This window comes from Agarivorans sp. B2Z047 (assembly GCF_023373605.1).
Classification (GTDB): domain Bacteria; phylum Pseudomonadota; class Gammaproteobacteria; order Enterobacterales; family Celerinatantimonadaceae; genus Agarivorans; species Agarivorans albus.
Window position 1 is genome coordinate 4,294,658 of record NZ_CP088080.1, and the last position, 26,512, is coordinate 4,321,169.

The window sequence follows — 26,512 nt, forward strand, 5'->3', positions numbered from 1 at the left end:
CTTAATTAACCGCTAAAATTTCTACTTCGAAAATAACCGATTGACCAGCCAACGGATGATTAAAATCTACCGTCACTGAATCACCGGTTACTTCACGCACGATGCCCGGAATTTCACTGCCATCAGGCTGAGCAAACGCAATAATACTGCCTTCTTCGGCAGGTGCTTCATCACCAAACTTGCTACGCTCAAAGTACTTAATGTTATCTGGATTGCTTTGGCCAAAGGCTTGCTCGGCATTAAGCTCAAATTGGCTTTTATCGCCCGTTTTCAAACCCAATAAACACGCTTCAAAGCCTTCGGTTAGACTACCATCACCCATTACCAATTGAGCTGGCTTTGGATAGTTATAAGTACTTTCGGCAATCGATCCATCGCTTAACTTCAATACAAAATGAAGTTCTACTTTGCTTCCTTGCTGAATCATTTAGTTTCCTTGGCTTGCGGCGACAAAAAGCTATCTAACACTAACAATACCGCACCCACACAAATGGCTGAGTCTGCAACGTTAAAAGATGGCCAATGGTAACTGCCCACGTAAAAATCGAGGAAGTCGATAACATAGCCAAACACTACGCGGTCAAATACGTTACCAATTGCTCCACCTAATACTAAGGCGTAAGCAATGGCTGGCCACTTTTGCTCGGCGGGTGTTTTTTTCATCCACCACACCAGCAAACCACTCACAAAAAGCGCTATGGCAGTAAAAAACCAACGTTGCCAGCCACCGGCATCACTTAAAAAGCTAAAAGCAGCACCGTAGTTTCGAACCGAAACCAAATTAAAGAATGGCGTTACCGCTACCGACTCATATAAATCGAAGGTTTTAGCAATGGCAAACTTGGTAACTTGGTCAACAATGAATACCACCACACTTAACCACAACCAGCGTAAACCCGTGCTATTTGTTTTACTTACTACAGCGTCGTTATGCATAGCTACGAGACTCACCTTCACCCGCTACGTTAGTTACACAGCGACCACACAAGCTTGGGTGCTCAGCGTTTTGACCAACATCTTCGCGGTGGTGCCAACAGCGGTCACATTTTGCGGCTTCGGCTACTTCTACGGCAACTTTAAGGTTGTCCAACTCAGTAGCAGCGGCATTATCACCCGCTTCACTTAAAGCCTGTAAGCTTACATCTGAAGTTAACAATACAAAGCGTAACTCATCACCCAACTGGCTTAACACTTGCTCTAATTGGCTATCCACAAATAGTGTTACTTTAGCCTCTAAGGTGCCACCAATTTTCTTGTCGCGGCGTGCTTGTTCTAGGCTCTTATTCACTTCATCACGAATAGTGATCAATTGAGCCCAGAATGCATCATTCATTTTGCTATCTTGTGATAGCGCAGTTAAGCCTTCGTACCAAGCCTCAGTGAATACAAACTCACTACGTTCACCAGGTAATGCTTGCCAAATCTCGTCAGCGGTAAAGCTTAAGATAGGTGCAATCCAGCGGGTTAACGCTTCAGCGATGTGGAATAGTGCCGTTTGACAAGAGCGTCGCGCTAGGCCATCGGCTTTTGCGGTGTACTGACGATCTTTAATGATGTCTAAATAAAAACTACCTAGTTCAATTGAACAGAAGTGCATTAGCTTTTGATAAACAACGTGGAACTGGTATTGCTCGTACGCTTCTACAATTTCTTGTTGAACAGCGGCGGCTCGACCCACTACCCAGCGGTCAAGCTCTACCATGTCTTCACTTGCCACTAAATGCTGCTCAGGTTCAAACCCGGCTAAGTTAGCCAATAAGAAACGCGAGGTATTACGAATACGGCGATAAGCATCGGCGCTGCGTTTGAATACTTCGTCCGATACGCTCATTTCAGCGGTGTAGTTAGTAGATGCAATCCACAAACGTAAGATGTCTGAACCTAGTTTGTTCCAAACATCCTGCGGAGCGATACCATTACCTAATGATTTAGAGAATTTATGGCCATTAGCATCTACGGTAAAACCGTGAGTAAGTACTTGCTGGTAAGGCGCTTTGCCGTTAATTGCAGTAGCAATCATTAGTGATGACTGGAACCAACCGCGGTGTTGGTCAGAGCCTTCTAAGTACATATCTGCAGCTTTACCGTTAAACTCTTCACGCGCAGCAACCACACTTGAGTGAGTTGAACCAGAGTCAAACCATACATCTAGCGTGTCTTCTACTTTGCGGTACTGATCGGCTTCATCGCCCAGTAGTTCAGTCGCATCTAAATCCCACCAAGCCTGAATACCGCTTTGTTCAACACGTTTAGCGACGTCTTCCATCAACTCTACCGCACGAGGGTGCAATTCGTTAGTTTCGCGGTGCACAAACAATGCAATAGGTACGCCCCAAGTACGTTGGCGAGAGATACACCAATCTGGGCGATTCTCTACCATGCTTTCGATACGGCTTTGGCCCCAATCTGGGATCCACTGGGTTTTCTCGATTTCTTGCATCGCTTGCTTACGCAAACCATTTTGGTCCATGCTCACAAACCACTGCGGCGTAGCACGGAAAATAATAGGGGTTTTGTGGCGCCAGCAATGCGGGTAGCTATGACGGTAAGCATGGTGATGCAGCAGCGCGCCCGTTTCTTTAAGTTTTTCAACTACGTTGTCGTTAGCTTTAAATACATGCTGACCACCGAAAAATTCAGTATCGGCAAGGTAAACACCATTATCACCAACCGGGTTAGCCACTTCTAAATTGTACTTTTGGCCTACCGCGAAATCTTCTTGACCATGACCAGGAGCAGTGTGAACACAACCTGTACCTGATTCAGTAGTTACGTGGTCACCTAAAATAACCGGCACTTCAAAATCATAAAATGGGTGCTTAAGTTTAACTAACTCTAAGGCATCACCCTGGCAGTAACCTAAAGCATGGAAATGAGTTGCTCCAAAGCGCTCTACACACTCTTCCATTAGGTCGCGCGCCAGAATTAAACGCTCTTTGCCCGTTTCAGTTTCAATTTGAACTAACACATATTCAAGGTGAGCATTTAAGGCTACCGCACGGTTAGCAGGTAAAGTCCACGGCGTAGTGGTCCAAATAACTGCAGAGATTGGCCCTTCACCGGTCACGCCTTCAGGGTGATCAAATTTGGCTAATACTTCGGCTTCGTCAACAGCGGTAAAACGCACATCAATGGCAGGAGAGGTTTTATCTTCGTATTCAACTTCAGCTTCAGCAAGAGCACTGCCACAATCGGTACACCAGTGCACAGGTTTAGAACCTTGCAATAAGTGGCCATTATCGATGATTTTTGCCAAGGCACGGATAATGTTTGCTTCAGTATCGAAGTTCATGGTTAGGTAAGGGTTTTGCCAATCACCTAAAATACCCATGCGGATAAAGTCGTTGCGCTGACCATCAATTTGCTTAGCAGCGTAATCGCGACACTTTTGACGAAATTCAGCAGCGGTCACTTTTTTGCCCGGCTTGCCAACTTTCTTTTCTACTTGTAGCTCAATAGGTAAACCGTGGCAGTCCCAGCCAGGCACATAAGGAGAATCGTAGTCTGATAAAGTCTTCGACTTAATAATGATGTCTTTAAGCACCTTGTTAACCGCATGGCCAAGGTGAATGTTGCCGTTGGCGTATGGAGGGCCATCGTGCAAAATAAAGCTCTTCTTACCTTTTTTGGCCTGTCTAATTTGGCCGTACAGATCCTTTTCGCTCCAACGCTTAAGCATTGCAGGTTCGCGGTTGGCTAAATTACCACGCATCGGGAATTCAGTATCAGGTAGATTAAGAGTATCTTTATAGTCGCTCATCGAATCACTTTTCCAGTCAATTACTCTGCAAGGCCATAGTAGGCTTTTGCACGCTTAATATCGAGATTCACCTGAGCTTTAAGCGCATCAAGCGAATCAAATTTTTGTTCATCTCGTATTTTTAACTGCGGTTCAACCACTAATCGTTGGCCATACAGATTGGCGTCAAACTCAAACAAATGAGCTTCTACCAATAAATCTTTTCCTGCGGCGGTTGGCCGCCAGCCTATGTTAGCAATGCCTGAAAAGCGATGCTCTGGCTGATCTTGTATATAGGCTTTAACTGCAAACACCCCATGCAAGGGGCATACATGGCGGGCAACTTTTAAATTTGCCGTAGCAAAGCCCAATTGACGCCCCAACTTTTGGCCATGAATGACTTTGCCATTAAAGCTAAACTTTCTGCCTAGCAATTGAGCCACCGTTGAGAAATCGGCCTCGGCTAAATGCTGACGTAATAAGGTACTGCTCACTCGCTGCTGATTTAAGCAAAACGAATTGGTTGCTGTAAGCTCAAAACCGTACTGTTTTTTGGCTGCTTGTAAGCTTGCGAAATTACCTTCTCGGCCTTTACCAAAGTGGAAGTCATCTCCCACTGCTAGGTATTTTACTCCCAGCAATTCAACCAATAACTGGCGAACAAAATAGTCGGCACTTTGTTGAGCAAACTCATGACTAAAACGCACCACCAACAAGCGGTCTACACCTAAGCTTTTTAGTTGCTGATACTTATCGCGAAATCGGCTAATTCGAGCGGGTGCTTTATCTTTAGCAAACACCTCAAGCGGTTGTGGCTCAAAAATCATCACCACAGCGGGTAAACTCCGCTGGCGAGCCTGATCAACTAAACGCTTAATTACTTGTTGATGGCCTAAATGCACGCCATCAAAATTACCAATACTTAATGCACAGCCATAGTGACGCGCTTTAATGTTGCGTATTCCGCGAATTAACTCCATTCCCGCGCCTATTTCGTCAAAAACCGACGGATTATAGCTTGTTTAGTCCGCAGTTACAGCCCCGAAACTGCTTTTCAAGTGAGCTAATCTTATCCCCAAGCAAAATAGCAAAACCAAGTAGCTAATCACGGCCGCTGCTACACAGATTAAAAGTTGCCAAACACTGTCTATCCACGTCAACGCAAACCATTGTTCAGCAAGGGGAGAAAGCCACACAATGAGCCCCCCCATCAATGTCGATGCCACTAAAATTTTAACAATACATACCAAGGTAGGAGAACCGAGTTTGTAAACACCTTGTTTGTGTAAACCGCGATAAAGCAGGCTGGCATTAAGCAACGCCGATAAAGCTGTGGCAATAGCTAAACCAATATAACCATAAGGAATCGCGAAGATAAGATTAAAGCCCATGTTGCTTGCCATGGCGATAATGCCAATTTTCACCGGCGTTTTGGTATCTTGGCGCGAGTAATACCCTGGCGCTAACACTTTCACTAGCATGAAGAACAACAAGCCACCGCTATAAGCCATTAAGCTGTAGGAGGCGTTTAGCACATCTTGTTGATCAAAGGCGCCACGCATAAACAAGACTTGTAAAATAGGCTGACCAAGTAACGCCAAACCTACTGTGGCGGGTATGCCCAAAAAACACACCATGCGCACTGCCCAGTCCATGGTTTGCTGAAACTGCTGCGGGCTTTTATCAACATGACGCTGAGATAAGCTTGGCAAAATCACGGTTGCAATGGCAATGCCAAACAAACCTAGCGGAAATTCCAACAAGCGGTCGGAGTAGTACAGCCACGATATAGAGCCAGTGATTAGGAAACTGGCAATTAAGGTATCCAACAGCAAGTTTATTTGACTGACCGATACACCAAACAATGCAGGGATCATTAAGGTGCGAATTTTTACCACACCAGGATGTTTCCAGCCCCAACTTGGCTTTTGCAACAACTTAAGCCTAAACAAGAAAGGTAATTGAAATAGAAACTGAATTAGCCCGCCGAAGAAAACTCCCATGGCCAAGCCAACTTCAGGTTGTTCTAGGTTTGGGGATACAAATATCGCAAAACTAATCACTGCCACATTTAGCAATACAGGCGTGAATGCCGCCACGGCAAAACGACCAAAGGCGTTAAGAATAGCGCCCGATAATCCGGTAAAGGTGACAAACCATAAGTAGGGAAAAGTAATTTTAAGTAGAAAGGCCGACAGCTCAAACTTAGCAGCATCTGGGCCATCGTTTAACCACGATATAAACCAACCCGTGCCAAATAGTGCTGCAATTAAAGGCGAACCAATAATGCCAAACAAAGTAACTATGGTAACGGCTAAGCCCAGCGTACCGCTAACTTTGGCTATAAGCTCTCTGACTTCGTCTTCAGAACTCTTTTGCTTGTATTCGGTAAGTACCGGTACAAATGCTTGGGCAAACGCGCCCTCGGCGAATAAGCGGCGCAAAAAGTTAGGAATTTTGTTAGCAAAGAAAAATACGTCAGCAGCAACACCCGCTCCCATCAAATTAGCAATGACTACATCACGAGCCAAACCTAATATGCGGGAAATCAGGGTCATAGCGCTAACAATGGCGCCAGATTTTAACAAGGTTTTACTCAATGCACTGTCCTGTTGCTAAATTACACAAATTCCTCTGCCCTAACATTAAAAATGCTGGTAGAATCGCGGCACAGTTTAACCGCCTATAAAGATCGATGCTACGGTCATGACGTTTAGTTAGGTTTTCCTTGCTTTGATATTTATACTTGGTTAAAAATTGTTTGACATAAACATGAAAAACGGGCATATTCCACGGCCTTTAAATTCATAATTCCAAGACAAAGTTCAGGAGTTACACTTGGCTAATATTAAGTCAGCTAAAAAACGCGCTATCCAAGCTGAAAAGCGTCGTCAACATAACGCTAGCCGTCGCTCTATGATGCGCACTAATTTGAAAAAAGTTATTGCAGCTATCGAAGCAGGCGATAAAGAAGCAGCTACAGCAGCATACCAAGCAGCTCAACCTATTTTAGACCGTTACGCGTCTAAAGGTTTGATCAGCAAAAATAAAGCAGCTCGTCATAAGAGCCGCATTGTTGCAAAAATCAACGCACTTTAATTTAAAGCGCTTGATGAAAAAAACCGGCCTAAGCCGGTTTTTTTATGTCTGCTATTTAGTGCTAATTACTTACAGTAAAGCTCATGTAGCTTCCCTAGAACTGCTTTAGCCTCTTCACTAGCGATTGAGTAGTAAATGGTTTGAGACTCCTTACGCGTGCTCACAAGCTGATCTTTTCGCAACCATGTTAAATGCTGAGATAACGCAGACTGACTTAAAGTGACTCGTTGGTTCAGTTCTCCTACCGTTAACTCACCTTCCACTAAGTGGCATAAAATCATTAAGCGGCTTTCGTTTGCTAGCGCCTTTAACAATTTTAATGCAGGTTCAGCATTTTTTTGCATGTCTTGAATGTTCATCTTTCTACCTACTAACTCACTTAAGCCAAACTATACGTGAAATGGCTATAGCTCGCTAGGTTAAAGCTGAGCACATGTTTTTTGAGCAAAGCACAAAAAAGCCGCAATTAAGCGGCTTTAACGTCACTAAACCAATACCTTACTGAGCAATAATCCGATATTGCATCGTGGCATCATTCACTTCAACAATGTAGCTTCCAACAATACCAGTGAAAATATCGCCACCAGTTTGTTCTAGAGTGCCATCGTTGTTGTTGTCGCCATAGTTATTTGACCAGTCACCGTTTACGTCAAACTTAAAACGTTGATTGTTTTGGCCATCAAAGTCCACGCTAACTTGCCAAACATTGTTAGCAACTAAAGTCATAGCAGTAGTTTGCCATCCGTTAGCAGTACCACGAAAATACAACTGCTCAAAGTTAGCTGTAAAGTTAGCATTTGGATCAATCACCTCAACCACTACCGACGCTTGTGCAGTTTTACCGCCATCGTCAGTCACGGTTAAGCTAATACTGTGTGAACCCGCAGTATTGTAGGTTACTGTTGTGGTTTCACTCGTATCACCATTGCTCCATAAGTAACTGGCAATAACGCCATCACTATCACTTGAGCCCGCTGCACTATAGGTGATGCTTTGGCCTATATCTACTTGAGTTGCCGATGCACCAATAATTGCAGTAGGAGCTTGGTTAGCGTTAAGCTCGGTAATGCTGTAAGCCAAAGTTTGGTCATTCACTTCTATCAAGTAAGAACCCACCACATCAGTGAAGATATCCCCACCGGTTTGTTCTAGCACACCATCACTATTGGTATCACCGTAGTTCTGGGTCCAATCACCATTAACATCCAACTTAAAGCGTTGCTCTGCTTGACCATCAAATTCAACCACAACTTGCCAAGTATGATCAGCCACTAAGTCCATGGCAGTTGTCGCCCAACCATTGGCAGTACCACGGAAGTAAAGCTGATTAAAGTTCTTCGCTTTTTCATCACTTTCAACACTTAACACGGCTTCTGCTGTTGCAGTCGCACCTTCGTTGTCGGTAACGGTTAAGCTAATAGTTTGGCTGGCATCTACAACTACAGAGATAGAGCTGGTTGTTTCACCCGTGCTCCATAAATAGCTAGCAATAGAACCATCTTCATCACTAGAACCTGAACCATCTAAGTTTACTGTTGTTCCAGCAGCTACTGTTTGAGTAGCTGGAGAGATGGTTGCTACTGGCGCTTTATTTGGAATAACCGTTAGAGTTACCGAAGTAGTTGCGGTTTTCCCTTGATTGTCAGTTACCGTTAGGCTAATCGTTTGAGTCTCATTCACTGTAACGCTGATTGACTCACTAGATTCACCAGTGCTCCAGCTGTAACTAGCAATAGAGCCATCAGAATCACTTGAACCAGCACCGCTTAGCACAACCTGTGACCCTTTAGCCACTGACTGGCTTCCTGGGCTAATCGCGGCAACGGGTGCGTTGTTTCCGTCTAAACCGTCTGGAATACCTGCAGCAATTGCACCGCCGCTTACATTCCAACTACCCTCATCAATTTGATAGTTTTGACCGCCATTATTATCCCAAGCACCACTACAGTTATTCGTCACAAACTCCAGCTGGTTACCGTCTTCTAAATCTACGGTTAAGCTATACCAGTTGTCACCTAGGCTTTGCATTTCTTCACCTGGAGCTGTAGTCCACGTAACTGCGCCGTCTACGGTGTAATGCAAACATACCTTGCCCCAACCGTTGTTATCTTGGTAATACAAGGTACTCAACACAGATTGACCGATAATTCGGTAAGTCACGCTGGTAGAGTCTTTCTGACCAACACTGTCAGTAACAGTTACCGATATAGTGGTACGTTCGTTCAAAGTAACCGTAATCGACGGGCTGGTTTCACCAGTGCTCCATAAGTAGCTCGCGATTGGGCCTTCTTCGTCAGTTGAACCAGCAGCACTCAAAGTTACTACAGTGCCTAGTTCTACTTCGCCACCTGCGGCATTAATATGTGCCGTTGGTCGCTTATCACCTACTACAACATTGTCGGTGAAGAACATCGCTTCGCCAGCAATTGCGCCGTTCACGTCTTCAACGGTTTTACCGCCAACGCTACTAAACTGACCAGCACCTACGTAAACTTGTTGAATCTCAGAACGAGTTACGTTGCCTTTACTATCGGTTGCTTCAATGTAGTAATCCAACAGCTGCTCTTGGTATTGGTCAATGTAGGTGAAGTACATATTGCCGATTTTCTCAGCAGGCACCACTTCGAACATTTCTTTACCAGACGGCTGCCAATCTACACCATTCATGTCACCGTTTAAGTCACGCTCGGTCATGCTAAAGGTTTGCCATTCACCAACCCGTGAAGGATCGACATCAGGATCGCTAGCATGCGCGCTTGGGTCATAGAGCTTAAAGGTTTTATCGGTAGCGGTTGCCCACTTATCTTTGTGAACACGTACTTTAACCTTGATATCTTGAATACCGCTTACGTCATAACCGTAGGTGTAAATCGCAAACTTGGTATCGGCATATACCGTAGCCCAGCCTTCCGCTTTACTTGAGTTAGCACTACCAGGATTGTATGGGTAACGCTGTGGCCACCAAACCGAAGGACCCGTTTTGTCTTGAGCAAGGTTGGCTTCTACATAAGGGGTTGTAAAGTGTAATGACTGGTTAAACGAAATAGTAGGTTTAACCCCGTCATCAACGTTTTCATCGTAGTAACCAAAACCAGAATCGATTGAGGCCATAAGGAAGTACCAACCTAACTCCGCAGGGTTTGCACCGCCAGCATAGTTGTTGTTCGCATCACCTTTAACCGGGAAAGACATCATCCAAGGGTTAAGCTGGTTACCTGGGTAAGTTACCTCGTTATCACGCGCGGTAGTTGGGCTCCAGTAATTAGGATTATTGTCTAACCAAATCTGCTCAGCGGTTTTTGCATAGTTTTCGGCAGCTTGCAATAAAGCAAAGTTACGCTCTAGGTAGTGATAGCCTAACTCAAGCGATACCATGTGCTCACGAGTAGCCACAAAATCGGTGCCATTCACCGTATTAAAGTCTGCCATCTGACCACGCCAAACGCCCATTGGAATATGCCAGTGGTACCACGTAGGATCAGCTGATGAATCTCGTGTATCAATCCATGAGCCATCTTGTACGTGCACAATGTCGTCTTCTGGAATTGGATAAGCTTTTAGGTACTCGTCCACGCCCATACCACGCACCGAACTATCAGCATACGTAACATTACCCGAGTTAGCCCAAGTACCACCATCACCCGCTCGACCTGACGAGTTATCACCATCATGCGCAATGGTGAAATACTGAGTACGGCCTAAAGAGGCAGCGTCACCTTCAAAAGCTTTTAGTACGTCGGCAGTAATTGAGCCTTGGTAACCTTCTTCCCAAGAGCTAGCTTGCTCAACAGGAATACCGGCTACTTTATGCTGCTCACCAGTTTCTGGGTCAACGTATTGAACCCAGTGAGGAATCGAAGCAAACGGGAACTTGTTGTAAGTCACCTGTTGCTCATTGAACATATGTAACTCGGTCCAGGCACCTATGTCGCTAACATTTTGTAAATCTGCGCGGTTAGGTGGAGAAATCAGAGTATCTTTGCCGGGATCATTCAAGTAAGGGTAGTCACGCAAAGTACGTGAATAGTGCACGTTCCCAAGTACCGACCATTCAATACCTAACTTGGTAAGTACTGGAATAATCCGCTCTGAAAAACCAAGCTCTGTTGGGAAGAAACCTTTCGATGACTTAAATGAGTCACCTAAGAAGTAATCTTGCGCCAAAGTAACGTTTTGATAAATCAAATCTTTTAAGAAATAGTCATTACCCACCAATGGCCCCATAGTATGGTGGCCAGAAAAGTGAATCGTGTCTAAAGCGTTAAAACCACTGCTGGTTTTTGTACCGTTTTGGGTATCGCGCCAATAAGCGCCCCACCCTAAATTGTAACCATCCAAATTACCTAACTCGCCAAAACTCTGCACGTTGTTAATAACCGATGCCGACATGGTGACATGCGTTTGGCTTTGTGGATGATTACCATTGTTGTTTCTAGCCGTATCCATTGGCCAGCTTAAATAAGCGCCTTTTTTGGCATGATGCTGATAATAAGATACCAAGTCATCATGCGGCATCGGCGCACCGCTGCCAGGAATATAGAATGTGTAATTTGCTGGAGGGTTATTCTTAAGGTTAATAACTTGGCCGTCGTAGGTATAACGAATTGGATCACCTACTGCTAGACCTTCGTATTGGCTTACGTCGTAGTAAGGCCAAAAGTTTGGCATGTGATTATGATAAATATGAGTTGCCGCAATTTCCGCTTGCGCAGAGATCGACGCAGCCACCATACTTAAGGCGAACACCTTTTTCATGATTGCTTCCTTTCCCGCACTCGTAGCTCTCAAGCCACTAATACGCTTTACTCGCTGATAAAAATGCAGAAGCCAAACATGGGAAGTTTAGTGTTAACCGTATTTATATTGCCCTACTACCGTTTGTTTCTGCGCTCAGATGCTAAATAGCATCACTCGCCAAACACAGTTGAGATGATCTGGTTTAACGAGGCTTCTGTACAACAGCTCGATGAAAGGAGGCTTATTTTTGCTACCGCGACAAAGAGTTACCAGAAACATTTATTAGGTTAGTACTTGCTAACCCTTATTATTGTTTACACGCTGAACTTAAAGATAATTTTTGATATTTGCTTTAGCTCAGAATGATATGCTGTAATCTATGAAAGATAGCGTAGCGCTAACCCGATGAATAATTAAGCAACCAGAGCGGTAAACATGCGTCAGTTCAAACTAAATGCGTGGTCAAACCGTTTTTTTTGATATAAATCACAACAAGAAAGCTGATCTGCGAATAAACATAAAATCTACGCTAAATAGTTAAATATTATGAATCTTGCTACTTAGCCTTAGCGCTTATTTTGAATTGAAATTTAAAATAGCATCAACATTTTGCAACTGTTGCTCTCCAGAAAACAAAGGAGAAAAATCGCTGTTACAGAGCTGTTTAACAGAGGGGTGTTGAATCATTCGCTCAGCAAACAATACGTGATACTCCTCGGTTAAGTCGTGAGTAACCCCAAGCAAGCGAGTATTAGGGTTAGCCAAGATTTCTTCGGTATAAATGGCTGGAGCAACAAAAATACCATCAGTATATGCGCCAAACGCTTTCATTAGGGCGGCGTCATCAAACTCCCCGAGTACCGATACTTTTAGCCCCAGCTCATCAAACCAAGTCCATAATTTTCGCCCTAAAGAGCTGCGTCGTCCTGGTAATAATAAACTGCGCTGTTCTAAACATGCAGGAAATGGCAACAACGACATTGGCTCATTGGCAAAAAAAGCTATGCCACTCTCGCCTAGCTTTTTACTTAATACGCCATCTTGCTGCGCATTGTCTAAACCACAATCGGACAAAATCATATCGAGTTTATGTTCGGCCAGTTGAGATAACAACAATTCATGCGTTGACTCAACACAACGTAAGCGAATATTGCCGTCGGGTGGCACAGCTGACAACAAAATACGGCTCGCTAAACGCTTAGATAAAGCATCTGCAACCCCAACCTCAAACAGCAGTTTTTCTTGCTGAGAGTAATTCACAATATCTAGCATTTCGTAACTGAGGCTAAACATTCGGTCAGCATATTTGTAGACCAATTGGCCTAATTCGGTAGGAGTAATTTTTGGGCCACGGCGAATAAACAACTCTCCAGCTAAGCGCTGTTCTAATTGCTTAATTTGGCCTGTCACAGTTTGCGGAGTAAGGAATAATGCTTCTGCTGCAGCGGTTACAGAACCGCGCTTGTAGGTCATCCAGAAGTAGTAAAGGTGGTTGTAGTTTAAGTGTGACATGCCTTACCTAATAGCAAACCCCTTTACGGGGTTTGCTTAAACAGGGTACAGCCTTCACTTAATGGTTAAACCGAAGACGTACTCAATGTATTGGTTTTGCCTTGCTCTTGCTCAGCAATTTTTGCCGCCTCTTCACGGGTAGACCAATGAAGTAAACCATAGCCAATAAGGGCTGCAGTTACCGACCCCGCCAATATAGCTAATCGCGACAAGCCTATCAAATCCGTTTGCCCCGCAAAGGCTAACGACGAGATGAAAATAGACATGGTGAAACCAATACCACATAGCATTGAAGTCGCCAGCAATTGCATATTGTTGGATCCCTCAGGTAGCTTCGCCCAGCCAGCGCGTATAGCTAAACGGCTACAGGTGTAAATACCTAAAGGTTTGCCCACCAATAAACCAAGGATAACACCTAAAGCTAATGGGCTTTGGAAGCTCTCGAAGCTAATGCCGTCTAACGGAACACCAGCATTGGCAAAAGCAAAAATTGGCACAATGATAAAGCTAGAAGCTGGATGTAAAGCATGCTCTAACTTCTTAAGTGGTGACCCACCTACCTTAGCTTTAATAGGGATCATGAATCCTACAATTACACCGGCCAAAGTAGCATGAACGCCAGATTTAAGTACCGCGACCCAAAGCACTAGGCCAAGTAACATATATGCACTTAAGCCAGCGTGGCCTCGACGATTTAGCATCCATAAACCAATGGTAGCCGCAACCGCCCACACCAACGGCATAATCGCAACTTCACTGGTATAGAACAGCGCAATAACAACAATTACACCAAGGTCATCAGCAATAGCAAGAGCCAGTAAGAACACTTTTAAACTAGCTGGAACACGTTTGCCTAGTAAGGCCATAACGCCTAGTGCAAATGCAATATCAGTAGCAGCAGGAATAGCCCAACCTTTGGCTAGCTCTGCATCACCGATGTTAAATAGTAGGTAAACAGCAGCAGGCACAACCATGCCACCAATAGCGGCAACTACCGGCAATAACGCTCGCTCTTTAGACGACAACGCGCCTTCTACCATCTCGCGTTTTACTTCTAAGCCAATCACTAAGAAAAAGATGGCCATTAAGCCGTCGTTAATCCACAGCAATAATGGTTTATTAATATCTAGTTCCGCGATACGAACTTGAAACGGCGTATCAAGAAACGCGAAATATGCAGGAGACAACCACGCACTGTTTGCCATAAACAGTGCCACTACAGCGGCAAGCATTAGCAAGATACCGCCAGCAGCTTCCATTCTTAAAAAACGTTCAAGAAATGATTTCATAACAGCTCACTGAGAAAAATGAAGCCATTATTTTACTGAGTAGGAATTTAAAACATATTCACTTGTAATTGCGCTTACCATCGAAAAAACCGAGCATAAGTAAAACATACAAAGGTTTAAATATTAGATAATACAAATAGAAATAGACCGACTGAGCGCAATAGCAATCAGTCGGCTTACAATGCTTTACACCGAAAATGGGTAAGCGATAGGGTCGTGATATTGGTAATCAGTCACTTCAAAGTCGTCTAAGGTCACCCAGGTTTCAAGATCTTCTAGGCTCTTAATATCTGGATTAATATGTAACTTAGGTGCAGCAAACGGTTCACGCTTAAGCTGAACGTCTCTCATCAATTCCAACTGATCTTCATAGATGTGGGCATTAACAATTTTGTGGTAAGCCTTACCCGGTTTGTGGCCGGTAATTTGCGCCATCAAGGCCAAAAACGTGAACACTTGAATTTGGTTAAAATTTTGCCCCAGCGGTACATCGCACGAGCGCTGTGACGAAGTAAGGTAAAGCGTATCGCCCAATAAAGAAAAAGTATGAGTATGCATACATGGTCGTAAGCAGCCTAAGTGAAACTCACCCGGGTTATAGAACGACAAAATTTCTCCGCGATCATCAATGCCTTTTGATAGGTCATCGACAATCTTCTTCAGCTGATCAACCGACCCGCCTTCTGGCTTACGCCAAGAACGCCCCTGCACGCCGTAAACCCGCCCCATGTCGTTGTCGCCTTTACGTGCCGGATTGTTTAACCACGCTTCGTTCTCATTTGCATTAGCCAACCATGTAGGCGTGCCTAGCGCTTTAAAATCAGCCGCATTATCTAGGCCACGAATGTAACCCAGTAACTCGGCAATGGCGGCTTTCCAATAGCTTTTGCGTGTTGTAACTAATGGGAATTCATTGTTGGCAACATCGTATTCAAGATCAGCATTAATAATGGTTAAACAACGCTTACCGGTGCGTTCATTTTCAATCCAAGCGCCTTCATCAACAATGCGTTGGCATAGGTCTAAATACTGTTTCATGCGTTACTCTCTTTGGTGTTGCGTCGATAAGCCCAGCGAATAAATAAAACGCCAAATATAATCATAGGCAAAGACAAGATTTGTCCCATGCTCATGCCTAAACTTAACAAGCCTAAGTGGCTGTCTGGCTCTCGGAAAAATTCAATAATAAAGCGGAAACTACCGTAGCCTAACAAAAAGGCACCAGAGATAGCCCCCATTGGCGGCTTACGTTTGGCATAAACCAACAAAATAACCAGCAACAATAGGCCTTCTAGAGCAAACTCATAAAGCTGTGAAGGGTGTCTTGCTACCAGGCCACCTGTTGGGAACACCATTCCCCAAGGCATGTCGGTTGCGCGCCCCCACAGCTCGCCATTCATAAAATTACCTAAGCGTCCCGTGGCTAAACCAAATGGAATGAGTGGCGCAATAAAATCAGCTACGGTGAAAAAATGGCGTTTGGTTCGGCGCGCAAACCACATCATCGCCGCAATTACACCTAACAAGCCGCCATGGAACGACATTCCGCCGGTCCAAATTTTAAACAAATATAAAGGATCATCTAAAAACTGTGGGAATTGATAAAACAACACATAACCAATTCGGCCACCAATGATTACCCCTACAAATCCATAAAACAGCAAATCGCTCACTTCGGCGCGTGCCCAACCGCTGCCAGGCTTATCGGCCATACGGTTACCCAACCACATCGCAAATAAAAAGCCAAACAAATACATTAAACCGTACCAACGTACGTCCAATGGACCGATGCTAATCGCAATCGGATCAATTTCAGGAAATTGCAAAGGTGTAGACACGATAATTTGCTCTATTTAGGGAATAAAAAGAATGGGCATTTTGCAGTTAAATCAGCCATGAAACAAGCTCTGACTCATGGCAAATTCATTAATGTTTACTAACACGAACCAACTGCGACAAGTTCTGTTGCTGCAAATATTCATACAACAAGCTATATATCGCTGAACCACTTTGACTTTGTAGGATTTGCTCACGCAAAGCCGCTAATTCACTCAGGTTCACATGGCGTATTATGTATTTAATTTTAGCTAGGTTAAAACTAGACATACTTAAACGACGGTAACCTAAGGCTAATACCAACAAGGCCCCCACCGGTTCACCTGCTAACTCACCACAAAAACTAACGGGAGTATTGTGCAGATTAGCTTGTTCAATAATTTGATTTAATGCACGCACTACAGATGGGTGAAAAGTATCAAACAACTCTGCAACGCGGGTATTGTTTCGGTCTACTGCTAACAAGTACTGGGTTAAGTCGTTGCTGCCCACCGACCAAAAGTCCACTCGCTGGGCTAATTCTGGTAACAAAAATAATACCGAGGGTACTTCTAGCATCACCCCATGTTTAGGCCGCTCTGGTGGTTCGGTTAAATCTAATTCATCAACCACTTCCGCCCAAGCTTGCTCGAGCAAGCGCGAGGCTTCATCAACTTCATTAAGGCAACTGATCATCGGCAACATAATACATAAATTGCCACACTCAATAGCCGAGCGATACATCGCCCTTGCCTGTACCAAAAATATCTCGGGATGATCGAGAGTTAGGCGAATACCGCGCCAACCTAAAAATGGATTTTCTTCCACAATAGGAAAATAAGGAAGCTGTTTATCCCCACCCACATCAAGGGTGCGCATACACACTTCTTTACCGCGATAGCTGTTTAGAATATCGCGATAACGCGTATATTGTTCGTCTTCAGAAGGGAAGCGGTCCTGCATCAAAAATGGCACTTCGGTACGATACAAACCCACGCCATCGGCACCCGCATTAATCGCAATGTCGCTATCGGCACTAAGGCCAGCATTAATTAACATCTCGACGTTTTCACCGTCGATACTAACAGCGGGTTTATCTAAATCTTGCTGAACTAGACTATTTAGCTCGCTCTCTTGCGCCAATAAAGCGATGTATTCATCACGAACAATTTTGTCAGGCTCAACAAACAGTTCGCCGGAGTAACCATCTAAAATAAGCTCACAGCCGCGCAGCTTATTAACGTTAAAACTTAAGCCCATTAAGGCAGGAATGCCCATGGCGCGAGCTAAAATGGCTGCATGTGAGTTTGCAGCCCCACGCTGAGAAATAACCCCAGCCAAAAACTTACGCGGGATTTTTGCGAACATAGTAGCAGTAACTTCCTCAGCAACCACAATCACCGGCTCACTAGGAATAATTTCTGCGCTAGGGCCTAATTCCAAGGCATGCAGCAAACGTAAACCGACATCTTTTACATCCACCGCCCGCTCTTTTAAGTAGGGGTCGTTCATTTCTTCAAACTGCTGCACGTAGTGCTCAATCACTAAACGCAGTGCACCTTCAACCTGATAGCCTTCACTAATCTTGCGGCGAATATCGCCAGCTAAACTAGCATCAGCCAACATGTGTTGATAAACATCGAAGATGGAGGCGACATCTTTGGGCAACTGTTCAGACAGCTTAATCGCTAAACTATGAAATTCATCTCGAGTAATTTCCAAAGCAACATCGAAGCGCTGTAATTGGTGTTCGCTGTCCTCAGCTTTTTCTACAACTTGCTGCTCTAAGGCGCCGGTAGAGCGATTTATCCAAGCTTTGGCAATGGCGATCCCACTAGAGCTAGAGCCTGCTTTTATTGCTTCAGTCCACTTGTGCTTAGTAGGTTCTTGTAGCACCGTTTGAAAATCAGTATTGGCTAATACCCCGGCTAAATGTGCAGCCAGCGTTACTAAAAATGATTCTTCACTTTGATCAAAACTGCGGGTTTCGGACTGTTGTACGACTAATACTCCCAACACCTTTCGTTGGTGAGTAATTGGTGTACCAAGAAATGAAAAGAAACCGTCTTCTGCGGTTTCGGGTAAATACTTAAAATGAGGATTTAAACGCGCATCAGCTAAATTAATGGGCTCTTCGCGAACGGCTACTTGACCAACAACCCCTTCTCCCAAAGGCATCATTGCTTTACCCACAGCTTCACTGGCAAGGCCATGGGTTGCTCGCAGAACAAGATTTTGTTGCTGCGAGTCCATCACATACACCGAACAACAGTCGGTATGCATGGTAAGGCGAATCTTTTCGACAAGAATAGCTAAAGCACTGTCGAGAGTATCGGCATTGCTTACCTGTTCAACAATGGCGCGTAACTCTCCTAACACTTACTAAGCTCCTTTTCGCTTTTTATAACGCCGGCGTTTATCTTTGCCTTGGTGTTTCTCCGAGCGGTTAAACGGCATGGCTGCTGTTACAAACTCTTTTAATGCTCGGCGATAAACCTCCCGCTTAAAAGACACAACCTGCCTTACGGGATACCAGTAACTCACCCAACGCCAATCATCAAACTCTGGGTGGCCACAGCGATCAAATTTTATATTAGATTCTTTGCCCACTAAGCGGAGCAAAAACCACTTTTGTTTTTGTCCGATACAAACCGGCGGACTATCCCAACGAATTAAGCGCTTTGGTAATTTATAACGCAGCCAATGTCTGGTTGTTGCTACAATCTTTACATCTTGCGGCAACAAGCCGACCTCTTCATGTAACTCACGATACATCGCTTGTTCAGCAGACTCTCCCTCGTCCACGCCTCCCTGAGGGAACTGCCATGAATGTTGACCATATCTACGTGCCCATAAAACCTGACCACGCTGATTACAAATAACGATGCCTACGTTGGGACGATAACCATCCCCATCAATCACTGAAACAACCTTCAGCTAAAAAACTATAGATAAAGTGATTCTTTCACAGAATCACAAGCGCGGCAAATACGCCTATCACAAAGGGAATAAATTGTAATAATGCAGGCTTAATTAAAGTTATTCGACTTATCTGTGAGAAATCCTGTGCATAACTTGGGTTAAACCCCCTATAGACAAAATCACAGTTCAAAGCCGAACAAAAAACACACCAGCAACAAAACACAAAAACAAATAAAAACAATGATTTAAAAAACCATGATTTTAATAAGCGTTATTTTTGGCAAGTTAAAACTGTTTATAAGTCATAGCGTTTAAAAAACACACAGTTCTGATTTTTTAGGCAAACGGCTAATCTTTCTGACTAAAAATGAACCACTTTTGATTAAATCGTATAATTCTGTGCATAAAATATAAGTTAATAACAATGACAGATAGTTATCCCTATTATGTGTGGACAAAGCTGTTAGTAAGTGCACATTAGTTATGAATAAACCCCACCCCCCCCTAACAGAGCCCACACTTTCTAATAAAAACCTTTTTTAAACATAGTCTTAGCTATATTCACTTAAGCATTTAAGCTTTGCTGCAATTGTTGAACAGCTTCTATACAATAGTGTTTTTGTTGGCGCTAGGCATGCATGACAGCTAAACCACAAAGTGAAACAGAACTCTTCGAACGCGCTCAGTCTTTAGCCGGATTAAGCTTAGGCGAACTTGCACATCGTGAAGGATTTGCCATTCCAAAAGATCTAAAAAGAGAAAAAGGCTGGAGCGGTCAATTGCTCGAATGGTGCTTGGGCGCGAGTGCGGGCAGTAAACCTATCCAAGACTTTCCAGAGCTAGGCATAGAACTTAAAACCATTCCTATTGATGCTTCGGGCAAACCACTAGAAAGTACCTACGTGTGCATAACTCCTCTGTGCAATGTCACCGGATCAACTTGGCACAATAGCAATGTGTATAACAAGCTATCGCGGGTATTGTGGATCCCCATTTTAGCAGAGCGGCATATTCCTTTAGATCAGCGCGTTGTGGCCAATCCCATCCTGTGGAGCCCCAATCCCCAGCAAGAACAACTGCTCCGATCAGACTGGGAGGAAATCATGGAAATGATTACTTTTGGTCAAATAGAACAAATTACCGCGCGCCATGGTCAAGTGTTACAGTTACGCCCTAAAGCCGCTAATAACAAGGCTCGCACCAGCGCAATTGGTCCAAATGGCCAACTAATTCAAACCCTTCCTCGTGGTTATTACTTAAGAACAAAGTTCACCGCAGCCCTGCTTCAAGACTACTTTCAACTGTAAAAAAATTAATCAACTATTGACCAAGCTCTCACTTTTTTGAAAGAATCGATATTGGTCACATAGTATACGGATTTATATTATCTCTCGGAGGAGAAACCATGCCGTTGAAGAAGCAATACCTAAAATCGAAGCCAGAAGTAAAAGTTACCTTTGAAATTGAGAAGGAAGCCACTCAAGAAGCGGAGCAAATTTTCTTGCTAGCTGAGTTTAACGAATGGCAACCTATAGAACTTACTAAGCTAAAAAACGGTAAGTTCAAAGTAGTGGTAAACGTGCCAACAGATCAACAAAGCAGCTACCAGTTTAAATACAAACTTTGCTTGAGCGACGGTGCAGAAGCCTATGACAATGACTGGGCAGCAGACAGCTACCAGCCAAATGGCGTGGATGGTGACAACTCTGTACTTGAAGTGGCTTAAACCACAAACATAAAAAAAGCCCGCTACTGCGGGCTTTTTTATTCTCGAAGAAAAGGGCTTACTTAGCCAATTTTTCTTTAATACGTGCTTTCTTACCAGAAAGTTCACGCAAGTAGTAAAGCTTAGAACGACGAACGTCACCACGACGCTTAACAGTAATACTCTCAACTAGCGGGCTATGAGTTTGGAATGCACGCTCAACGCCTTCACCGCTTGAAATTTTACGTACAGTAAATGCAGAGTGTAAACCACGGTTACGCTTAGCAATTACTACACCTTCAAACGCCTGTAGACGCTCACGGTTACCTTCTTTTACTTTTACCTGAACTACAACTGTGTCACCAGGTGCGAACGCAGGTACGTCTTGCTTCAATTGCTCTTCTTCGAGCTGTTTAATGATATTGCTCATTACTATTTCCTAGAATTAACTGAATCTTTATTTACTATCCAAGGGCGTTTGCTCTTGGATAAACTCAGCAAGAATCTTTTCTTGCTTGTCAGTCAGAGCTAGATTCTCCAATAACTCCGGTCGCCTCAAGTAAGTTCGCCCAAGTGCCTGTTTGTAGCGCCATTCTTCAATTTTTTTATGGTTACCACTTAACAGTACCTCGGGTACTGTTTGCCCATCCAAAACTTCTGGACGAGTATAGTGTGGACAATCCAACAATCCATCAGAGAATGAATCCTGCTCAGCTGAAGCTTTATCCCCCAGAACTCCCGGAATTAACCGCGAGACGGCGTCTATCATATTCATTGCTGGCAGCTCACCACCACTTAACACATAATCACCAATCGACCATTCTTCATCAACTTCCGCTTGAATCAAGCGTTCGTCAATGCCTTCATAGCGACCAGCAACAATAATCAGCTTTTGCTGTTGAGCTAACTCTATTACTCCATCTTGCTTCAAGGTACGCCCTTGCGGTGACATATAAATCACCTTAACCCCATCACCAGCGGCCTGTTTAGCAGCATGAATCGCATCCCGTAAAGGTTGCACCATCATTAGCATGCCGGGGCCACCGCCGTAAGGTCGGTCGTCCACCGTACGATGTTTGTCATGAGTAAAATCACGAGGATTCCAACACTCAATCTTAATCAGGCCGCGTTTTACCGCACGCCCAGTTACACCGTACTCGCTTATGGCAGAAAACATTTCAGGAAATAGACTTACTATTCCCACCCACAATTGTGGTGTTTGCTCAGCCATAAAGGAACCTAGAAACTAGGGTCCCAATCAACAGTAATAGTTTGAGACTCGCGATCGACGTTATCAATTATCTGAGACTCTATGAACGGGATTAACCGTTCCTTTTTGCCAAAGGCATCTTTTAAATTGGCTTTCACAACCAAAACATCATTAGAGCCTGTTTCCATTAAATCGGTCACATGCCCGAAGTTATAGCCGCTACGATTAACCACTTGCATGCCCATTAGGTCACGCCAGTAATATTCATCTTCAGCAAGCTCCGGCAGAACTTCCGGCAAAGCCGCAATATCCATTCCGGTTAAACTCTGTGCTTGTTCTCTTACATCGTAGCCCTCAAGCTTAACGATGAAAGATTTGCTGTGTCGCCGCCATTCTGTCACTTCAATTGAAGTATATTCGCCAGAACGACCTATCAACCAAGGTTGATAGTTAAATACAGCTTCTGCATCTTCAGTGAATGAGTTAACTTTTAGCCATCCTTTAATACCGTAAACGGCACCGAGGCGACCCAGTACGATGGGCTGTTCTTTATTGCTCATCTTAACTCCACTAAAAAGGCTAAATTAAGCTGCTTTTGAATCTTTGATTAGCTTAGCTACACGGTTAGAAACCGCAGCGCCTTGGCCAACCCAGTGATCAATGCGGTCTTGTTCCAAGCGAATACGCTCTTCTTGACCTTTTGCGATCGGATTGAAAAAACCTAATTTTTCAATGAAGCGACCGTCACGTGAATTACGGCTATCAGTAACAACTACTTGATAGAATGGACGCTTCTTAGCGCCGCCACGTTGCAAACGAATGGTAACCATATCGTCCTCATACTAGTTAAAAAATTTAAGGTCCCAAAATGGGATCCCCGCTAATTGAAGCCGCGGAATTGTACTCCTTTTTCGCTTAATTGCAAGCTATAACCCGCTTTGGCGAGCATCTAAATTGCTAGCGCTTATCGGCGCTAAATGACCAATACTTTCAATGCTTGTTTTTACTGCTAAAAAAGCTAAGTGACTCAAGCGACTAACGCACGCTTTGACTTAGCTGCAAGCTTCTACCAACATAGGCACTTAACTCTACTAATTACAGAGCCATTTGTTTATGAAGTACCAATGGATATTGTTTGATGCCGATGAGACCTTGTTTCATTTTGACGCTTTTGCTGGCTTACAGTTAATGTTCTCTCGCTATGGGGTTAAATTTGAGCAACAAGACTATCAACATTACCAAACCCGCAACCTGCCCTTGTGGGAAGCCTATCAAGCCGGCCAGGTGAATGCTGAGCAGCTTCAACAGCAACGCTTTGAGCATTGGGCTAAGCAGCTTGAACAACACCCGCAAGCGCTCAATGACGCCTTCCTAGAGGCAATGGCAGACATATGTAGCCTATTACCTGGCGCTAAAGACTTGCTAGATGCACTTAAGAGCAAAGTGAAGATGGGCATTATTACCAACGGTTTTACCGCTTTGCAAAAAATCCGTTTAGAACGCACCGGTTTGAGCGGCTACTTCTCACCTTTGGTTATCTCTGAGCAAGTGGGCGTTGCAAAACCGCATAAAGATATATTTGAGCATGCCTTTGCTCAAATGCAGCAACCAGAGAAACATCGGGTATTAATGGTGGGAGACAATCCACATTCAGATATACAAGGTGGTATTAATGCGGGGATTAGAACTTGCTGGTTAAATCGCCACGGAGAAGAAAGGCCAGAGGGAATAGAGCCGCACTATGAGGTGAGTTCACTTAAGCAACTGCAAACCCTGTTAGAAGCCGCTTAGTTTGAGTTAATCCCAAAAAGTCGAAAGGGGCATTGCCCTTCAGCTTATGCCCCTTTCTAGTGTATGAACCTTTGCCTTTTTTCGGCCGTTCAACTTTTGCTTTAAATAACTGGCTGGTAACCAACGCCTTAATTGCATTGTCGTTAATTTGCCCACGACCGTGCTCATGCGCTAACAACTTAGCGACTTTTTTCTTAGCCATAATCTTTCTCTCATTTGCCCAGCAGCTCCTATAGCCACTTGGGGTGGCTAGTGTAAACCAAGTTAAGCCAAATACACACTGTATATTTTTTAAACATCGCAAATAAACAGCCCAACCAAGAAGCCAGCACTCGCCAGCTTCTTGGTTTACCCTATACCAGCTTAATGGCTAATCATCCAAGGCCGCATAGACGGGAACATTTTCTCGCCGTTAGCGGTATACAACAGCTTAGAACCACCGCGCTTAGTATGCTTACAGCCGCAGCCTTTTTTAAGCTTTTCGGCATTTTCGGCCCGCGTATCCACCGTTGAATGCTGCGGCTCATGCCGCGCTTTCTCATTACGCTCAATCGCCTGTTTGGTTTCGGCAGCCATATCCAATATCTCGGGAGGCAACACGATAACCCTAGCGGACAAAGCCTCACACTTGGGACACTTGGCAGGTTTAGCACTATCGGCCATGGTGACTAGTTCGTAGAACAAGCCATGTTCGGCACACTTATAGTCATAAACTGGCATAGCTCACCTCCTATTTATCCAAATCTGGAGCCAAAGGCATATCTACACTGCCATCTAAATACTTAGTTGGCCCATCAGCATTCGGCTTAATGTCAAACTCAAAGATATCGGTAGGTAACCACAACGTCGCACAGGAGTTAGGTACGTCCACTACCCCGCTTAAGTGGCCTTGCACTGGTGCAGTACCAAGCAACGAATAAGCCTGCGCGCCGCTATAACCAAATTTCTTGAGGTACTCAATGGCATTTAAACAGGCTTGGCGATAAGCCACGTTGGCATCCAAGTAGTGTTGCTTGCCATCTTCATCAACCGAGATACCTTCAAAGATTAGGTAGTCATCGTAGCGTGGCGTAATTGGACTTGGTTTAAAGATAGGGTTTTTAATCGCATACTTAGACATACCGTCTTTAATCAAATTAACCCTTAAGTGGATCCAGCCGGCCATTTCAATAGCACCACAGAAGGTGATTTCGCCATCACCTTGGCTAAAGTGTAAATCGCCTACCGACAAACCCGCGCCTTTTACATACACCGGGAAGTAGATTTTAGAACCACGCGATAAATCTTTAATGTCACAGTTACCGCCGTGCTCACGCGGCGGAACAGTTCTAGCACCTTCTTCGGCCGCTACTTTGGCATCATCGGGCTTCATTTTCCCCATGTGAGCAGTAGGTGCGTAAGGCAGTGCCGCTAACATTGGTACCCTCTCAGGGTCGGTATCAAATAATTCTTTCTCTCGGCGGTTCCACTCATCTAGCATCTTTTTATCGGGCAAGCAGCCAATCAGGCCGGGGTGAATCAGGCCCGCAAACTCAACACCGGGAATATGACGAGATTTAGTGAACATACCATTAAAGTCCCAAATCGATTTTTGCGCTTCAGGAAAATGCTCAGTTAAAAAGCCGCCACCATTTTGCTTAGAGAAGAAGCCGTTAAAGCCCCATTGTGAATCATCAAAGGTGCCAATATCTAAGATATCCACTTCTAATAAATCACCTGGCTCTGCTCCCTCTACCCCAACCGGCCCAGAAAGAAAGTGCACCTGAGACAAATCAACATCACGCACATCAGAGGCGTCGTCGTCGTTTTTGATTTGCCCGCCAGTCCAATCTACACATTCCAAAATGAAATCGTCCCCTGGCTTTACGGTAGCCGCCATAGGAATATCGGGGTGCCAGCGATTATGTAACTTCTCGTTTTCATACGCCGATTTGTTTAAGTCAATCTTGATAATTGTTTCTGCCATGGTCTTTCTCCTTGAATGTAAATTCCCCAGCAAGCTATACCGACAAGTACGCGGCCACTTGTTGTTCATCAACGTCATCGCGCTGTACGTCATGCACGATTTGTCCTTTTTCAATCACCAGTATTCGGTCCGCCACATCAAGGGCGAAGCTCAATACCTGTTCCGACACCACTATCGACAAACCACGCTGGTCGCGAATTTGTTTTAGGGTTTTTGCCATATCTTTAATAATTGAAGGTTGAATACCTTCAGTGGGCTCATCTAGTAGCAGTACGCTGGGGTTGCTCGCCAAAGCACGAGCAATCGCCAACTGTTGTTGCTGTCCGCCAGAAAGGTTGCCGCCTCGGCGGTGGCGCATTTCCCATAACACAGGGAAAATGCTGTATAAGTCATCGGGTACTTTGTTTTCACCAGAGCTGGTTAAGCCGGTTTCAATGTTTTCTTGCACCGTCATGGTGGAGAAAATCATCCGGCCCTGTGGCACAAAGCCCAAACCAGAAGCCACCCGCTGATGGCTCTTTTTCTCGGCTAAGGGCTCTCCATCTAAATTGGCTTCACCACTTTTGCTCGGAATCATGCCAATCAGCGATTTCATTAAAGTGGTTTTGCCCATGCCATTACGGCCAAGAATCGCCACAATCTCATTTTCTTTAAGGCTAAAATTCATGCCACTTATCACTTCGCTCTGGCCATAGGCCACGTGGTAATCTGTTAGTTCTAACATCAC

Annotated in this window: 25 protein-coding genes; 4 read left to right on the forward strand and 21 right to left on the reverse strand. The window is 44.4% G+C overall.

Annotated features, from left to right (window positions below; all coding sequences use genetic code 11):
• Position 1: 1 nt before the first annotated feature.
• The 5 genes from fkpB to murJ are packed head-to-tail and all read right to left on the reverse strand — an operon-like array spanning position 2 to position 6,339.
• Positions 2 to 427, reverse strand: a complete 426-nt coding sequence (gene fkpB / locus LQZ07_RS19825; protein WP_152784509.1) for an FKBP-type peptidyl-prolyl cis-trans isomerase — start codon at positions 425 to 427, stop codon at positions 2 to 4.
• Complete coding sequence (gene lspA, locus LQZ07_RS19830) at positions 424 to 936, reverse strand: signal peptidase II (protein WP_152784507.1); 513 nt, start codon at positions 934 to 936, stop codon at positions 424 to 426. Before lspA ends, fkpB begins: the two co-directional genes overlap by 4 nt.
• The gene (gene ileS / locus LQZ07_RS19835) at positions 929 to 3,760 is read right to left on the reverse strand and encodes an isoleucine--tRNA ligase (RefSeq protein ID WP_152784505.1); all 2,832 of its coding nucleotides are present in this window, start codon (positions 3,758 to 3,760) and stop codon (positions 929 to 931) included. Before ileS ends, lspA begins: the two co-directional genes overlap by 8 nt.
• Before the next feature lie 20 nt (positions 3,761 to 3,780).
• Entirely contained in the window at positions 3,781 to 4,719 is a 939-nt protein-coding gene (ribF, locus tag LQZ07_RS19840; protein WP_152784503.1) for a bifunctional riboflavin kinase/FAD synthetase, read from the reverse strand.
• Between the two features lie 42 nt (positions 4,720 to 4,761).
• Positions 4,762 to 6,339: a murein biosynthesis integral membrane protein MurJ gene (gene murJ, locus LQZ07_RS19845; RefSeq protein ID WP_152784501.1), complete on the reverse strand. Its 1,578-nt coding sequence runs from the start codon at positions 6,337 to 6,339 to the stop codon at positions 4,762 to 4,764.
• 238 nt (positions 6,340 to 6,577) lie between these two features.
• Here murJ and rpsT point away from each other — a divergent pair, with 238 nt between their 5' ends.
• A complete protein-coding gene (gene rpsT / locus LQZ07_RS19850) occupies positions 6,578 to 6,838 on the forward strand; it encodes a 30S ribosomal protein S20 (protein WP_152784499.1) in 261 nt (86 codons plus the stop codon).
• A gap of 65 nt (positions 6,839 to 6,903) precedes the next feature.
• On the opposite strand, the gene LQZ07_RS19855 is transcribed toward rpsT, so the two are convergent.
• The 8 genes from LQZ07_RS19855 to rppH form a co-directional block, all read right to left on the reverse strand.
• Positions 6,904 to 7,197: a helix-turn-helix transcriptional regulator gene (locus tag LQZ07_RS19855; protein ID WP_152784497.1), complete on the reverse strand. Its 294-nt coding sequence runs from the start codon at positions 7,195 to 7,197 to the stop codon at positions 6,904 to 6,906.
• 139 nt (positions 7,198 to 7,336) lie between these two features.
• Positions 7,337 to 11,593, reverse strand: a complete 4,257-nt coding sequence (locus tag LQZ07_RS19860) for a PKD domain-containing protein (RefSeq protein WP_152784495.1) — start codon at positions 11,591 to 11,593, stop codon at positions 7,337 to 7,339.
• Between the two features lie 555 nt (positions 11,594 to 12,148).
• Positions 12,149 to 13,087: a transcriptional activator NhaR gene (gene nhaR, locus LQZ07_RS19865; protein ID WP_016401316.1), complete on the reverse strand. Its 939-nt coding sequence runs from the start codon at positions 13,085 to 13,087 to the stop codon at positions 12,149 to 12,151.
• Between the two features lie 65 nt (positions 13,088 to 13,152).
• The gene (nhaA, locus tag LQZ07_RS19870; RefSeq protein WP_152784493.1) at positions 13,153 to 14,376 is read right to left on the reverse strand and encodes a Na+/H+ antiporter NhaA; all 1,224 of its coding nucleotides are present in this window, start codon (positions 14,374 to 14,376) and stop codon (positions 13,153 to 13,155) included.
• A 186-nt stretch (positions 14,377 to 14,562) separates the two neighbouring features.
• Positions 14,563 to 15,414, reverse strand: a complete 852-nt coding sequence (locus LQZ07_RS19875; RefSeq protein WP_152784491.1) for a thymidylate synthase — start codon at positions 15,412 to 15,414, stop codon at positions 14,563 to 14,565.
• Complete coding sequence (gene lgt, locus LQZ07_RS19880) at positions 15,411 to 16,217, reverse strand: prolipoprotein diacylglyceryl transferase (protein WP_249483700.1); 807 nt, start codon at positions 16,215 to 16,217, stop codon at positions 15,411 to 15,413. The genes LQZ07_RS19875 and lgt overlap by 4 nt, the downstream gene beginning before the upstream one ends.
• A gap of 85 nt (positions 16,218 to 16,302) precedes the next feature.
• Positions 16,303 to 18,570 (reverse strand): phosphoenolpyruvate--protein phosphotransferase, encoded by a 2,268-nt coding sequence (gene ptsP, locus LQZ07_RS19885; protein WP_249483308.1) that lies wholly within the window; start codon positions 18,568 to 18,570, stop codon positions 16,303 to 16,305.
• A gap of 3 nt (positions 18,571 to 18,573) precedes the next feature.
• Positions 18,574 to 19,113 (reverse strand): RNA pyrophosphohydrolase, encoded by a 540-nt coding sequence (gene rppH, locus LQZ07_RS19890; protein ID WP_163132963.1) that lies wholly within the window; start codon positions 19,111 to 19,113, stop codon positions 18,574 to 18,576.
• 638 nt (positions 19,114 to 19,751) lie between these two features.
• On the opposite strand from rppH, the gene mutH reads away from it, so the two are divergent.
• Positions 19,752 to 20,420 carry a DNA mismatch repair endonuclease MutH gene (mutH, locus tag LQZ07_RS19895; RefSeq protein WP_152784487.1) on the forward strand — a complete coding sequence of 223 codons (669 nt, stop codon included), beginning with the start codon at positions 19,752 to 19,754 and terminating at the stop codon, positions 20,418 to 20,420.
• Positions 20,421 to 20,518: 98 nt separating this feature from the next.
• Complete coding sequence (locus tag LQZ07_RS19900) at positions 20,519 to 20,839, forward strand: isoamylase early set domain-containing protein (protein WP_016401323.1); 321 nt, start codon at positions 20,519 to 20,521, stop codon at positions 20,837 to 20,839.
• 58 nt (positions 20,840 to 20,897) lie between these two features.
• On the opposite strand, the gene rplS is transcribed toward LQZ07_RS19900, so the two are convergent.
• From rplS to rpsP, 4 genes are read right to left on the reverse strand one after another with little or no spacing between them, the layout of a single operon-like run.
• Positions 20,898 to 21,248 (reverse strand): 50S ribosomal protein L19, encoded by a 351-nt coding sequence (rplS, locus tag LQZ07_RS19905; RefSeq protein WP_016401324.1) that lies wholly within the window; start codon positions 21,246 to 21,248, stop codon positions 20,898 to 20,900.
• A gap of 27 nt (positions 21,249 to 21,275) precedes the next feature.
• Positions 21,276 to 22,049, reverse strand: a complete 774-nt coding sequence (gene trmD, locus LQZ07_RS19910; protein ID WP_370525649.1) for a tRNA (guanosine(37)-N1)-methyltransferase TrmD — start codon at positions 22,047 to 22,049, stop codon at positions 21,276 to 21,278.
• Positions 22,050 to 22,057: 8 nt separating this feature from the next.
• Complete coding sequence (gene rimM, locus LQZ07_RS19915) at positions 22,058 to 22,588, reverse strand: ribosome maturation factor RimM (RefSeq protein ID WP_016401326.1); 531 nt, start codon at positions 22,586 to 22,588, stop codon at positions 22,058 to 22,060.
• A 24-nt stretch (positions 22,589 to 22,612) separates the two neighbouring features.
• Positions 22,613 to 22,858, reverse strand: coding sequence for a 30S ribosomal protein S16 (gene rpsP, locus LQZ07_RS19920; RefSeq protein ID WP_016401327.1), 246 nt, complete (start codon positions 22,856 to 22,858; stop codon positions 22,613 to 22,615).
• A gap of 283 nt (positions 22,859 to 23,141) precedes the next feature.
• On the opposite strand from rpsP, the gene yjjG reads away from it, so the two are divergent.
• Complete coding sequence (gene yjjG, locus LQZ07_RS19925; RefSeq protein WP_152784485.1) at positions 23,142 to 23,819, forward strand: pyrimidine 5'-nucleotidase; 678 nt, start codon at positions 23,142 to 23,144, stop codon at positions 23,817 to 23,819.
• Here the strand turns inward: yjjG and LQZ07_RS19930 are convergent.
• The 4 genes from LQZ07_RS19930 to urtE all read right to left on the reverse strand — a co-directional run bounded on the left by LQZ07_RS19930 (position 23,785) and on the right by urtE (position 26,509).
• Complete coding sequence (locus LQZ07_RS19930; protein WP_152784483.1) at positions 23,785 to 24,021, reverse strand: ribosome alternative rescue factor ArfA; 237 nt, start codon at positions 24,019 to 24,021, stop codon at positions 23,785 to 23,787. The genes yjjG and LQZ07_RS19930 overlap by 35 nt on opposite strands.
• A 161-nt stretch (positions 24,022 to 24,182) precedes the next feature.
• Positions 24,183 to 24,539 carry a zinc ribbon domain-containing protein gene (locus LQZ07_RS19935; protein ID WP_152784481.1) on the reverse strand — a complete coding sequence of 119 codons (357 nt, stop codon included), beginning with the start codon at positions 24,537 to 24,539 and terminating at the stop codon, positions 24,183 to 24,185.
• Between the two features lie 10 nt (positions 24,540 to 24,549).
• On the reverse strand, positions 24,550 to 25,785 hold the full coding sequence (fmdA, locus tag LQZ07_RS19940; protein WP_152784479.1) for a formamidase: 1,236 nt from the start codon (positions 25,783 to 25,785) through the stop codon (positions 24,550 to 24,552).
• Positions 25,786 to 25,819: 34 nt separating this feature from the next.
• Entirely contained in the window at positions 25,820 to 26,509 is a 690-nt protein-coding gene (gene urtE / locus LQZ07_RS19945) for an urea ABC transporter ATP-binding subunit UrtE (protein WP_152784477.1), read from the reverse strand.
• Positions 26,510 to 26,512 lie beyond the last annotated feature (3 nt).

Coding starts and splice junctions, on each gene's coding strand:
- ribF (WP_152784503.1), bottom strand. CDS start 4,719: ATGGAGTTAATTCGCGGAATACGCAACATTAAAGCGCGTCACTATGGC.
- trmD (WP_370525649.1), bottom strand. CDS start 22,049: ATGGCTGAGCAAACACCACAATTGTGGGTGGGAATAGTAAGTCTATTT.
- nhaA (WP_152784493.1), bottom strand. CDS start 14,376: ATGAAATCATTTCTTGAACGTTTTTTAAGAATGGAAGCTGCTGGCGGT.
- nhaR (WP_016401316.1), bottom strand. CDS start 13,087: ATGTCACACTTAAACTACAACCACCTTTACTACTTCTGGATGACCTAC.
- lspA (WP_152784507.1), bottom strand. CDS start 936: ATGCATAACGACGCTGTAGTAAGTAAAACAAATAGCACGGGTTTACGC.
- yjjG (WP_152784485.1), top strand. CDS start 23,142: ATGAAGTACCAATGGATATTGTTTGATGCCGATGAGACCTTGTTTCAT.
- LQZ07_RS19855 (WP_152784497.1), bottom strand. CDS start 7,197: ATGAACATTCAAGACATGCAAAAAAATGCTGAACCTGCATTAAAATTG.
- LQZ07_RS19900 (WP_016401323.1), top strand. CDS start 20,519: ATGCCGTTGAAGAAGCAATACCTAAAATCGAAGCCAGAAGTAAAAGTT.
- LQZ07_RS19930 (WP_152784483.1), bottom strand. CDS start 24,021: ATGGCTAAGAAAAAAGTCGCTAAGTTGTTAGCGCATGAGCACGGTCGT.
- ileS (WP_152784505.1), bottom strand. CDS start 3,760: ATGAGCGACTATAAAGATACTCTTAATCTACCTGATACTGAATTCCCG.
- rplS (WP_016401324.1), bottom strand. CDS start 21,248: ATGAGCAATATCATTAAACAGCTCGAAGAAGAGCAATTGAAGCAAGAC.
- LQZ07_RS19875 (WP_152784491.1), bottom strand. CDS start 15,414: ATGAAACAGTATTTAGACCTATGCCAACGCATTGTTGATGAAGGCGCT.
- mutH (WP_152784487.1), top strand. CDS start 19,752: ATGACAGCTAAACCACAAAGTGAAACAGAACTCTTCGAACGCGCTCAG.
- rimM (WP_016401326.1), bottom strand. CDS start 22,588: ATGAGCAATAAAGAACAGCCCATCGTACTGGGTCGCCTCGGTGCCGTT.
- urtE (WP_152784477.1), bottom strand. CDS start 26,509: ATGTTAGAACTAACAGATTACCACGTGGCCTATGGCCAGAGCGAAGTG.
- fmdA (WP_152784479.1), bottom strand. CDS start 25,785: ATGGCAGAAACAATTATCAAGATTGACTTAAACAAATCGGCGTATGAA.
- fkpB (WP_152784509.1), bottom strand. CDS start 427: ATGATTCAGCAAGGAAGCAAAGTAGAACTTCATTTTGTATTGAAGTTA.
- LQZ07_RS19935 (WP_152784481.1), bottom strand. CDS start 24,539: ATGCCAGTTTATGACTATAAGTGTGCCGAACATGGCTTGTTCTACGAA.
- rpsP (WP_016401327.1), bottom strand. CDS start 22,858: ATGGTTACCATTCGTTTGCAACGTGGCGGCGCTAAGAAGCGTCCATTC.
- LQZ07_RS19860 (WP_152784495.1), bottom strand. CDS start 11,593: ATGAAAAAGGTGTTCGCCTTAAGTATGGTGGCTGCGTCGATCTCTGCG.